Origin of the sequence: Modestobacter sp. VKM Ac-2982, assembly GCF_026967935.1 — a bacterium.
Lineage (GTDB): Bacteria > Actinomycetota > Actinomycetes > Mycobacteriales > Geodermatophilaceae > Modestobacter.
This window is the reverse complement of the sequence record NZ_JAPVBL010000001.1, coordinates 916648-927773: the sequence shown is the minus strand read 5'-3', so window position 1 is coordinate 927773 and position 11126 is coordinate 916648. Positions and strand designations below refer to the sequence as shown.

The following is an 11126-nucleotide window of genomic DNA, read 5'->3' as shown; positions in this document are numbered from 1 at the left end:
CGCCAACCCTAGCCGTCACCTCCGGCCGGGCCGACCGCGGCCGGGGTCAGCCCCGCGCGCGCCAGCGGCTGACGGCGGCGGCCACGGCGGCCGCGAGGGCCGCCTGCGCGGCGATCGCCAGTCCGGTGGCCAGCGCCGGAGCACCCACCTCGGCCAGCGCCGCGTCGCCGAGCCGGCCGCCGGCGACCAGCACCCACAGCCCGGCGCAGACGCCGACGCCCAGCCCGGCGACCACACCCCAGAGGGCCGCGATCACCGTGCCGCCGTCGTCGTCGCCGAGCCGGCGACCGAGCACCGCACCCGTGACGAGGCCGGCCACCGCGGGCAGGACCTGGGAGAGGAAGGCCAGCAGCGGCACCGCCTGCGTGTCGGGCAGCGCGGCCAGCAGCGGCAGCGCGGGCACGCTGCCCAGCGTGACGCCGCTGGTGGACACGAAGGTCCCGGTGCCCACCAGGAAGCCGGGGCCGGCGGCCAGGCCCATCACCGCGCCCACGGCGTTGGGCAGCACGAGCAGGCTCAGCCCGACCTGCCCGGCGGCTCCGGCACCGGCGCCACCGAGGCCGGTGATGATCCGGCCGAGCCCGGCCACGTCGTCGACGAGGGCCACGGCGATCACCGCGGTGCAGCAGGCGGCCAGCGCCAGGGTCCCGGCGGCCACCGCGCGCAGCACCACCCGCCCGGGACCGGGGAGCCGGTCGACCAGCTCCGCACCCAGGCCCGAGTCGCGCAGCACCCCCAGCCCGCCGGCGACGAGCGCGACGACGCCCGCGCCCAGCACCGCACGCGGCAGGGCGACCGAGGCGCCCGGGGCGTCCAGGGCCAGGGCCAGGCCGGTGGCGAGGGCGACGTGGACGGCGACGACGAGCGCCAGCACCGCGGCCGCCCCACCACCGGTGCGCACCCGCCGGAGGGCCACCACCGAGCCGGCGGCCCGGCTGATCCCCCAGGCGATCGCCACCGTCAGGGCCAGCGGCGCGAGCCGCACCGGGCCCGAGGAGAGCCCGAGCTCCGCGCCCTGCGCGAGCAACCACAGCTGGCCGGCCACCCGCGCCGAGGACGTCAGGGGCAGCCCGCCGTCGGGGTCCAGCGTCTGGACGACGACGACGGCAAGGGTCAGTCCGGCGAGGCCCAGCGCCGACACGGCCAGCGCGGCGGCCGCCGCCAGGAGGCCGGTGAGCCGACCGCGGCGCGCCCCCGACCCGACGGAGGGCAGACGCGCCAGCAGGGAGGTCACCCCCTCACTGTCGCAAGGCGCAGGAGACCCGGCGTGGCGCACGCGCCGGGGCGACCCAAGTCACGGCCCCGCCCGTGGCGGGGGGTCAGCGGTCGGCAGCGGGGCGTGGCCGGTCCGGGTCCGCCGGGTGCTCGGCGGTCGCCCCGCCGGCCGGCGGCGCCGGGGTGGGCCGCTGCCAGTGGGTCTCCGGCTGCCCGTACTCCGGACGCCCGTACTGCGGCGGCTCGTGCTGCGGCTGCGCGTACTGCGACTGCCCGAAGGCCACCGGCTGCCCGTAGTGCAGGCGGCCGTACTGCGGCTGCTCGGGGGCCGCCGGCGGCCCGTACCCGGGCGCCGGCTGGTGCTGCGGCGACCGTCCTCCAGCGTCGCCCTCCCCGCGGTCGACCGGACCACTGCGGAGGACCGACGCGTCGCGGAGCCCGGGCAGCAGGGAGAGCGCGGCCAGGACGGTCACGGCGGCGGCGAGGAGGACGCCCAGCAGGGCGGGGAGCTGGAAGCCGTAGTCGGCGCTCCGCAGCCAGGCGATGAGCGTGCAGAGCAGCGCCAACGCGGCCAGGACGACGGTCGGCGCGGCGCGCAGGGGGCCGACCCGGTCCTGCCGGACCGCGGGGAGCACCGCCCACGCTCCTGCGGCCAGCAGCAACAGCGCGCCGAGCACGACCAGCCCGGAGTACTCGTACCCGCTGGCGGTGATCCGGCCGACGAAGTCGAAGTCGACCGAGGCCCACGGCAGGAAGCCGACGAGCACGTAGAGGAGGGCTCCCCCGGCCACCAGCACGTCGGCCGTCCCGAGCCTGCTCCGGTCGAAGCCGGGGCCCGCGGCCGGCGCACCCGGCAGCGGACCGCCCGGCTGCTGGGGCCCCGCCGGAGGCTGGGCCGGACCACTCGGCGTCATGGTGCTCTCCTCGGCGTCGTGCGGACGGGCACCAGTGAGTCTCCGCCGTCTGGCACGCGGCAGGCACCCCTGGGGACGCCACTGCCCGGCGCCTCCGGAGAGGCGCCGGGCAGTGGCGGTGGAACGCGGTCGGTGGCGTCAGCCGCCGACGATCTCCCGCATGAGGCGAGCGGTCTCCGACGGCGTCTTGCCGACCTTGACCCCGGCGGCCTCGAGGGCCTCCTGCTTGGCCTGCGCGGTGCCGGCCGAGCCGGACACGATGGCGCCGGCGTGGCCCATCGTCTTGCCCTCGGGGGCGGTGAAGCCGGCGACGTAGCCGACGACCGGCTTGGTCACGTTGGCCTTGATGAAGTCCGCCGCGCGCTCCTCGGCGTCGCCGCCGATCTCGCCGATCATCACGATGGCCTCGGTCTCCGGGTCGTCCTGGAACGCCTGGAGGCAGTCGATGTGCGTCGTCCCGATGACCGGGTCGCCGCCGATGCCGACGGCGGTGGAGAAGCCGATGTCCCGGAGCTCGTACATCATCTGGTAGGTCAGCGTGCCGGACTTGCTGACCAGCCCGATCTTGCCGGCCTGGGTGATGTTCGCCGGGATGATGCCGGCGTTGGACCGCCCGGGGCTGATCAGCCCGGGGCAGTTCGGGCCGATGATCCGGGTCGAGCCGCCCTGGGCGTGCGCCCAGAAGTAGGTCGAGTCGTGCACCGGGATGCCCTCGGTGATGACCACGGCCATCCCGATCTGGGCGTCGATGGCCTCGAGGACGGCGCCCTTGGCGAACTTCGGCGGCACGAAGACGACGGTGACGTCGGCCCCGGTCTCCTTCATCGCCTCGGCGACGGTGCCGAAGACGGGGACGGACGTGCCGTCGAAGTCCACGGTCTGACCGGCCTTGCTCGGGTTCACGCCACCGACGACGGCGGTGCCGGAGGCGAGCATCCGGGCAGTGTGCTTGCGGCCCTCGGATCCGGTGATGCCCTGGACGATGACCTTGCTGTTCTCGGTGAGGAAGATCGACATCTCTGCTGTGTCCTGTTCTCGGGTGCCGGGGCGATCAGGCGGCGAGTTCGGCGGCGCGGCGGGCGGCGCCGTCCATGGTGTCGACCACGGTCACCAGGGGGTGGGCGGCCTCGGCGAGGATCCGCCGGCCCTCCTCCACGTTGTTGCCGTCCAGCCGCACGACCAGCGGCTTGGTGGCCTCGTCGCCGAGCAGGCCCAGCGCCGAGACGATGCCGTCGGCCACGGCGTCGCAGGCGGTGATCCCGCCGAAGACGTTGACGAACACGCTCTTCACGGACGGGTCGGACAGGATGACGCCCAGCCCGTCGGCCATCACCTGGGCGGAGGCGCCACCGCCGATGTCGAGGAAGTTGGCCGGGCGGACCCCACCGAACTCCTCGCCGGCGTAGGCCACGACGTCCAGCGTGCTCATGACCAGGCCGGCGCCGTTGCCGATGATGCCGACCTCGCCCTCCAGCTTGACGTAGTTGAGGCCCTTCTCCTTCGCGGCCGCCTCGAGCGGGTCGGCGGCGGCGACGTCCTCGAGGGCGTCGTGGTCGCCGTGCCGGAAGGCGGCGTTCTCGTCCAGGGTCACCTTGGCGTCCAGGGCGAGCACGGTGCCGTCGGGCGCCTTGGCCAGCGGGTTGATCTCGACCAGGGTGGCGTCCTCCTTGCTGAAGACGTCCCACAGCTGCACGGCGATGGCGATCACCTGGTCGCGGACCTCGGCCGGGAAGCCGGCGGCGTCGACGATCTCGGCGGCCTTCTGCGCGTCGACGCCGACCGAGGCGTCGACGGGGATGCGGGCCAGCGCCTCCGGGCGCTCGACGGCGAGCGTCTCGATCTCCACGCCGCCCTCGACCGAGGCCATGGCCAGGAAGGTGCGGTTGGAGCGGTCGAGCAGGTAGGAGAAGTAGTACTCCTCGGCGATGTCGCTGGCCTGGGCCACCATCACCTTGTGGGTGATGTGCCCCTTGATGTCCAGCCCGAGGATGTCCTGGGCCCGCGCCTTGGCGCTCTCGGGGTCGTCGGCCAGCTTCACGCCGCCGGCCTTGCCGCGGCCGCCGACCTTCACCTGCGCCTTCACGACGACCGGGGCGGAGATCTCACGGGCGATCGCCTCCGCCTGCTCGGGCGTCTCGGCGACGCCGCCGGGGAGCACGGGCACGCCGTGCGAGGCCAACAGGTCACGGGCCTGGTACTCGAAGAGATCCACGAGCAAGGACCGTAGCCCGCCCCGTTCCGCCTCGCGTCACCTGCCCTCCGTCGGAGGGGGACGTCTCACCCGTCTCTTCCGCTCAGCGGGATCGGGATGTGGGGTCAGGCCTCGGCGGTGGCGCCCACGTGTTCGCGGACCCAGCCCACGATCTCCTCGGTGCTCGCACCGGGGGTGAAGACCCGGGCCACGCCCAGCCGGGACAGCTCGGGCAGGTCGGCCTCGGGGATGATCCCGCCCCCGAAGACGACGACGTCGTCGACCTCCCGCTCGCGGAGCAGCTCGGCGAGCCGCCGGAACAGCGTCATGTGGGCGCCGGAGAGCACCGAGAGCCCGACCGCGTCGGCGTCCTCCTGGACGACGGTGTCCACGATCTGCTCGGGCGTCTGGTGCAGCCCGGTGTAGACGACCTCCATGCCCGCGTCGCGGAGCGCGCGGGCGACGATCTTGGCGCCGCGGTCGTGACCGTCGAGGCCCGGCTTGGCGATCACGACACGAATGCGCTCAGCTGCCACGGCCTCGACTCTAGGGGCGGCAGGGTGTCCTACGTCACCCCTGAGCGGGTGAACCGCGCCGCCAGCGCCAGGCGAGGAGCGTGAGCCCGACCGCCCCGAGGGCCAGCACCAGCAGGCCGATCCCCGGCACGGTCCACTCCAGGTCCGGACTGGACCACGCGTCGCGGAGCCCGGACAGGGCGGTGTCCAGCAGGAAGACCGCGACGGCGAGCAGTCCCCCGACGGCGGCGAGCCGGGGCCGCAGCGACGGCGCGACGACGGCGGAGAACACGAGCGCGCCCGCCAGCAGCAGCCCGCCCAGCAGGGCCAGCCCGGGCCGCTCCAGCAGCGCCTGCGGCCCCTCCTGCTCCACGACGGCCTCCAGCCCGGTCAGCGGGTCGGTCACCACCTCGTCCGGGACGTCGGCCGCCGGCAGCGCGAGGGCGAGCACCGCCGCCACGCCGAGGAGCGCCGCCACGCCGGCGAGCACCGGACGCAGCGGGTCCAGCCCGCCACCGTCCTCCATCACCGTGCGACCCCAGGCGGCGAACGCGGTCACCCCGGCGAGGACGGCGAGGCCCAGGGCGACGACACCGAGCACCCAGCCGGCACCAACCTCCACCGAGCTGGTCAGCACCAGTTCACCGGCCAGCACCTCGACCGCCGGGCGGGTGGTCGACCCCTGCCCGCGATGGAGCTCGATGAGGAGCCGGCCGACCGCCAGCGCGCCGGTGACCGCCGCGTAGGCCAGACCGAACCGCGGCACCCGCCCGAGGAGCAGCCCGGCGCCGACCGCGATCGAGGCGACCGGCGCGACGAGAGTCAGGACGGCGTCCAGCGCTCCCTGGACGGGGCTCACCGCCGTCCCGCCGACCACGAGGTAGGTCGGGAAGGCCGCCGCTGCGCCGGCCAGCCCGGCGAGCAGGAGGAGCAGCCCGCAGGCGCGGGCCAGCACCGGGACCGGCCCGACGACGACCCGGTCGGGGGCGACGGCGGACGGCGCGGTTGCACCGGCGCGGCGACCTCCGATGCGGCGGGCCGCCGGGGTGCGCGCCGCGGGCCGGCCGGGCGTGCCGGTGCGGGCGGGGGCGCGGTCACGGGCGGGCACTGGGGGTCTCCTCGGGATCGAGCTGTCTGGCCACGGGCGCGTGTTGTGTATCGGTTGTATGACTTTCAACACAACGGGGCATTACGGTCCGCGAAACTGAGCACACCACTGCCCATGGCGCGCCGCCCGGCGCGGTGCCGGGACGGACGGGAGGGAGAACGGCGTGCAGGTACCCGTTCTGCCCTCCGCACCAGCCTGGCACGCCCCGCGCGGGGGAGCAGGGAGCGACGTCCCAGCGACCCCTCGGCGCACCGGCCTCCGGCGGCTGGTCTCCCCGGCCGCGATCACCGGTAGCCTCACCGAGCTGGCCTGGGTGGGGGCACACACGCTGCTCTACCCCCTCGGCACCCGCACCGAGCGGCTGCGTCCCGACGGGAGCTACCGACCCAGCCCGCAGCCGGCCGCCGTCCGGGCCCTGTTCGCCGCCGACCCCCTGGCCGCCCGCATCCCCGTCGTCCTGGTCCACGGGCTGGTCGACAACCGGTCGGTGTTCGCGGTGATGCGCCGGGGCCTCCGCCGACGCGGCTTCGCCCAGGTCTGCACCTGGAACTACAGCCCACTGCTGCGCGATGTGGAGAGCGCGGCCGAGGCCCTGGGCCAGCACATCGAGGAGGTCTGCCGGGCGACCGGTCACGACCGGGTGCACGTGGTGGGCCACAGCCTCGGCGGGCTCGTCGCCCGGTACCTCGTGCAGCGCCTGGGCGGTGATGCACGGGTGGAGTCGCTGGTCACCCTCGGGACGCCGCACGGTGGGAGCCGGTGGGCGCACGTCCTGCCCACCCGCCTGGTGCGCCAGCTCCGCCCGGGGTCGGCCCTGTTCCAGGAGCTCGCCGCTCCGGCACCGGAGTGCCGGACCCGGGTGACGGCGGTCTACAGCGACCTGGACCAGATGGTCGTGCCGTCGTCGGCCGGCCGCTGCGACCACCCCGACCTCCAGGCCCGCAACGTCCTCGTGCCCGGCGTCGGCCACATGTCGCTGCCCATCCACCGGGGTGTGGTGGACGAGGTCGCCGCGACCCTGGCCGGCCTGCGGACCGGCATCGACGACGCTCCCGTCGCTGCCGCCTGACCACATGTCGACACCTGCCAACTGCGGGTGTCATCACTCATAGCTCTCCTTCACGACACGCGTAGTCAGGTCGTTGGTGGCCTCCGCCGCCCTCCGTAGCGTCTCGAATGACACCGATGGGATTTCCGTCGGCGTCACCGAGACCGCAGTGCCAGCACCAGCCGCTCCCTGCGGCCGGCTGGTGCCCGACGACGCCCGGCAACCCCGGCGTGCTGCCCGGGAAGGTGCCCGTTGTCCCGTATGCGAGAACTCGTCGGCCGCAGGCAGTCCGAAGTCGTCCCCGCCGCACCCCTCGCCGGCGCGTCCGGCGACTGGACCGACCAGTTCGACGACGACTGGGACTGGGACCGCGAGTGGGCGGCCACCCAGGAGACCGACCCGAGCACCGCCACCGGCGCCCCGGCCGAACCCGAGGAGACGCCGCCGAGCTCACCGGGTGCGGCCCCGCGACGCCGCGTCCCCCGCCCGCCGCGTCGCCGGGCGCCGGTGCTGCTCGCCGTCGCCGTCGTCGGCGCCCTGGCGACCTCGCTGATGGGCGGCCTCGGCGAGCCCGCTCCCGCCCCGGTGGCCTCTGGAGTGGACTACGGGCTGGGCCTGGCCGATGCCAGCTTCGCCGGCGGCGTGGACGTCGAGGGGGTCCGCGGAGAGATCAGTCAGGCGGAGGCCCAGGCCCGACTGAGCGAGATCGCCGCCTCGCGGGCCGCGCGCGAGCCCGACTTCGTCGTGCCCACCGCCGGCCGGCTGACCACGTGCTTCTGCCAGCGCTGGGGCACCATGCACTGGGGCCTCGACCTCGCCGCCCCGCTCGGCACGCCGATCTTCGCCGCGGCGGACGGGGTCGTGCTGCGCGCCGGCCCCGCGTCGGGCTACGGCAACGCCGTCTACATCCAGGACGCCGACGGGAACGTCCAGATCTACGGGCACATGCGCTACTACGACGTGTCCGCCGGCGACGTCGTCTCGGCAGGTCAGCAGATCGCCAAGGTCGGCAACCAGGGTCAGTCGACGGGGCCGCACCTGCACTTCGAGATCCACCGCGGTGGGATGAACGGCAAGCCGATCGACCCGGAGGCGTGGCTCGCCGAGCGCGGCCTGTCCGTCGGCTGAGCGGCCTCGCTACAGCTCGACCAGTGGGGCCCTGCAGCTTGACGAGGGGCCCTACAACTTGACGAGGGGCGCATAGCGGAGCACGAGGCGCTTGGTGCCGCCGGAGCCGAAATCGACCGTGGCCTGCGCCTTGTCGCCGGCGCCGTTGATCTCGACCACCGTGCCGAGCCCGAAAGCATCGTGGCTGACCCGGTCGCCGACGTCGACGCTGATCACCGCCCGGTTGCCCGCACCACCGCGGAGGCCCCCGGTCGACAGGCCGGTCGAGGCGACCCGCGCCTGCGCGGAGCTCATCGGCTTGCTGGGGGCCGGCTCCAGCCGCTCCCAGTGGACGGCGTCGGCCGGCAGCTCGTCGAGGAACCGGGACGGCGGGTTGTAGGCCGGCTGCCCCCAGTTGGTGCGCACGGTGGCCCGGGAGAGGAACAGCCGCTGGCGCGCCCGGGTGATGCCCACGTAGGCCAGCCGGCGCTCCTCCTCCAGTTCCCGCGGGTCACCGAGGGCCCGCAGGTGCGGGAAGACGCCGTCCTCCAGGCCGGTGAGGAAGACCACCGGGAACTCCAGGCCCTTGGCGGTGTGCAGGGTCATCAGGGTCACCACGCCGGCCTCGTCGCCGCTGACCGGGATCTGGTCGGCGTCGGCGACGAGTGAGACCTGCTCGAGGAACTCGGTGACCGTGCCCCCGGGGTTGGCAGCCTCGAACTCGGCGGCCACCGAGATCAGCTCGTTGAGGTTGTCGACCCGCCCCTCGTCCTGGGGGTCGGTGCTGGCCTCGAGCTCGGCCAGGTAGCCGGTGCGGTCCAGGACGCTCTCCAGCAGGGCCGCCGGACCCGACCCGGTCTCGACCAGCTGCTCGAACTCCTCCAGCAGGGCGACGAACTCCTGGATCGCCTTGAGCGACCGGGTGGCCAGGTCACCGACCTCCGAGCACCGGCGCAGCGCGCTGGCGAACGGGATCCGCTCACGGTCGGCGAACCGCTCGACGCACGCTTCGGCCCGCTCGCCGATCCCACGCTTGGGCGTGTTCAGCACCCGCCGCAGGCTCACCACGTCGGCCGGGTTGGCGACCACCTTCAGGTAGGCGACCGCGTCCCGGACCTCCCGCCGCTCGTAGAAGCGCACCCCGCCGACAACCTTGTAGGGCATGCCGACCCGGATGAACACCTCCTCGAAGACGCGGGAGGCGTTGTTGGTGCGGTAGAAGATCGCGATGTCGGCCGGCCGGGCCTTGCCCTCGTCGGTGAGCGCGTCGATCTGCTCGGCGACCCAGGCGGCCTCGTCGTGCTCGTTGTCGGCGACGTAGCCCTCGATCAGCTCGCCGTCACCGGCGTCGGACCACAGGTTCTTCGGCCGGCGGGCGGTGTTGCGGGCGATCACCTGGTTGGCCGCGCGCAGGATGCGCTGGGTGGAGCGGTAGTTCTGCTCCAGCACGATCGTGGTGGCGTCGGGGTAGTCGCGCTCGAACTCGTCGATGTTGCGGATCGTCGCGCCGCGGAAGGCGTAGATCGACTGGTCGGCATCGCCGACGACGCACAGCTCGGCCGGCGGCACCGGGCCGCCGTGCGTGCCGACCAGCTCGCGGACCAGCACGTACTGGGCGTGGTTGGTGTCCTGGTACTCGTCGACCAGCACGTGCCGGAACCGGCGGCGGTAGTGCTCGGCCACATCGGGGAAGGCCTGGAGCAGGTGCACCGTGGTCATGATCAGGTCGTCGAAGTCCATGGCGTGCGCCTCGCGCAACCGCCGCTGGTAGAGGGTGTACGCCTCCTTCAGCACCTTCTCCGGTGCCGTCTGCGGGGCGTAGGACTCCTCGTCGACCAGCTCGTTCTTCAGGTTCGACACCTGGTTGGCCAGGCTGCGGCCGGGATACCGCTTGGCGTCGAGATCCAGGTCGCGGGCGACCATCGTCATCAGCCGGACGGAGTCGCCCTGGTCGTAGATGGTGAACGAGCTCTTCATGCCGAGCTTGCCGGCCTCGGCCCGCAGGATGCGCACGCACATCGAGTGGAACGTGGACACCCACATGGCCCGGGCCCGTGGGCCGACCAGCGCGGCGACGCGCTCCTTCATCTCCCCGGCGGCCTTGTTGGTGAAGGTGATCGCCATGATCTCGCCGGGCTGCACGCCGCGGGCGCCGAGCAGGTAGGCGATCCGGTGGGTGAGCACCCGCGTCTTGCCCGAGCCGGCCCCGGCGACGATGAGCAGCGGGCTGCCCTCGTGGATCGTGGCCTCGCGCTGCGGGCCGTTCAGGCCGGCGAGCATCCGGTCCAGCTCGCGGCCGGTCTGGCCGGAGGTGTGCCGGGGGAGCGCGGCGGTGCCGGGGAGGGTGTGCTGGGGGCTGCTCATGACGCCGCCACTCTAAGCCGGGACCCCGACAGCTCCGGGCGGCCCGCGTGTCGGCGGGGTGGTCGGCGGTGGCTCCAGACCGTGGGCTGTGGCACACTTCTGGACGTGCTCAGCCCCCGAGAGTTTTACTACGGCCACCGGGTTCCGGTGTCCGTCTCGGCTGGCTGAACCGCCACCGCACACGACGCCCCGGGCCCACGGCCCCGGGGCGTTTTTCCGTCTCCGGGGTCCCGACGGCCTCCTGCACCCCGGAGGAACCGATGAGCACCGCGCTCTCCACCAGCACCGCCCTCTCCCCCAGCACCGGCAGCTCGGCCGCCGGCACCGCGACGGACCCCGCGGCGCGGATCGACGCGCTGCGCGGGGAGATCGACGCCTGCGACGCCGAGATCATCGCGCTCGTCCGGCGCCGGCTGGCCATCTCGCAGGAGATCGGCTCGCTGCGCACCGCGAGTGGTGGCATGCGGCTGTCGCTGTCCCGCGAGCAGCGGGTGCTCTCCCGCTTCCGCGACGCCCTCGGCCCGGACGGCTCGACGCTCGGGATGATGCTGCTGCGCCAGGGCCGCGGCCGGCTCTGACGCCGTCCTCCTCGGCCGGCCCTGGTGCGGCCGCGTGCGGATGTCACGTCCAGGGCCGCCGTCCCGTCTCCATGGGCACCAGCCGA

Annotated in this window: 10 protein-coding genes; 3 read left to right on the top strand and 7 right to left on the bottom strand. The window is 74.2% G+C overall.

Features of this window, described 5'->3' with window-relative positions; translation table 11 throughout:
- Positions 1–46: 46 nt before the first annotated feature.
- From O2W20_RS04700 to O2W20_RS04675, 6 genes are all read right to left on the bottom strand, one after another.
- Positions 47–1234, bottom strand: a complete 1188-nt coding sequence (locus O2W20_RS04700; protein ID WP_269170568.1) for a cell division protein PerM — start codon at positions 1232–1234, stop codon at positions 47–49.
- A gap of 85 nt (positions 1235–1319) precedes the next feature.
- The gene (locus O2W20_RS04695; protein ID WP_269170567.1) at positions 1320–2129 is read right to left on the bottom strand and encodes a hypothetical protein; all 810 of its coding nucleotides are present in this window, start codon (positions 2127–2129) and stop codon (positions 1320–1322) included.
- A 138-nt stretch (positions 2130–2267) separates the two neighbouring features.
- Positions 2268–3146, bottom strand: coding sequence for a succinate--CoA ligase subunit alpha (gene sucD / locus O2W20_RS04690; RefSeq protein WP_269170566.1), 879 nt, complete (start codon positions 3144–3146; stop codon positions 2268–2270).
- A 34-nt stretch (positions 3147–3180) separates the two neighbouring features.
- A complete protein-coding gene (gene sucC, locus O2W20_RS04685) occupies positions 3181–4341 on the bottom strand; it encodes an ADP-forming succinate--CoA ligase subunit beta (RefSeq protein WP_269170565.1) in 1161 nt (386 codons plus the stop codon).
- Between the two features lie 104 nt (positions 4342–4445).
- Complete coding sequence (locus tag O2W20_RS04680) at positions 4446–4856, bottom strand: cobalamin B12-binding domain-containing protein (protein ID WP_269170564.1); 411 nt, start codon at positions 4854–4856, stop codon at positions 4446–4448.
- A 34-nt stretch (positions 4857–4890) separates the two neighbouring features.
- Entirely contained in the window at positions 4891–5943 is a 1053-nt protein-coding gene (locus O2W20_RS04675; protein WP_269170563.1) for a hypothetical protein, read from the bottom strand.
- Positions 5944–6106: 163 nt separating this feature from the next.
- On the opposite strand from O2W20_RS04675, the gene O2W20_RS04670 reads away from it, so the two are divergent.
- Together O2W20_RS04670 and O2W20_RS04665 are read left to right on the top strand one after the other, a co-directional pair.
- Positions 6107–7012: an esterase/lipase family protein gene (locus tag O2W20_RS04670; protein WP_269170562.1), complete on the top strand. Its 906-nt coding sequence runs from the start codon at positions 6107–6109 to the stop codon at positions 7010–7012.
- Between the two features lie 240 nt (positions 7013–7252).
- A complete protein-coding gene (locus O2W20_RS04665) occupies positions 7253–8119 on the top strand; it encodes a M23 family metallopeptidase (RefSeq protein ID WP_269171003.1) in 867 nt (288 codons plus the stop codon).
- A 51-nt stretch (positions 8120–8170) separates the two neighbouring features.
- Here the strand turns inward: O2W20_RS04665 and pcrA are convergent, their stop codons facing one another.
- Positions 8171–10462 (bottom strand): DNA helicase PcrA, encoded by a 2292-nt coding sequence (pcrA, locus tag O2W20_RS04660; protein WP_269170561.1) that lies wholly within the window; start codon positions 10460–10462, stop codon positions 8171–8173.
- Positions 10463–10722: 260 nt separating this feature from the next.
- Between pcrA and O2W20_RS04655 the strand changes: the two genes are divergently transcribed.
- The gene (locus tag O2W20_RS04655) at positions 10723–11040 is read left to right on the top strand and encodes a chorismate mutase (protein ID WP_269170560.1); all 318 of its coding nucleotides are present in this window, start codon (positions 10723–10725) and stop codon (positions 11038–11040) included.
- The last annotated feature ends 86 nt before the right edge of the window (positions 11041–11126 follow it).

Coding starts and splice junctions, on each gene's coding strand:
- O2W20_RS04695 (WP_269170567.1), bottom strand. CDS start 2,129: ATGACGCCGAGTGGTCCGGCCCAGCCTCCGGCGGGGCCCCAGCAGCCG.
- sucD (WP_269170566.1), bottom strand. CDS start 3,146: ATGTCGATCTTCCTCACCGAGAACAGCAAGGTCATCGTCCAGGGCATC.
- O2W20_RS04665 (WP_269171003.1), top strand. CDS start 7,253: ATGCGAGAACTCGTCGGCCGCAGGCAGTCCGAAGTCGTCCCCGCCGCA.
- pcrA (WP_269170561.1), bottom strand. CDS start 10,462: ATGAGCAGCCCCCAGCACACCCTCCCCGGCACCGCCGCGCTCCCCCGG.
- O2W20_RS04655 (WP_269170560.1), top strand. CDS start 10,723: ATGAGCACCGCGCTCTCCACCAGCACCGCCCTCTCCCCCAGCACCGGC.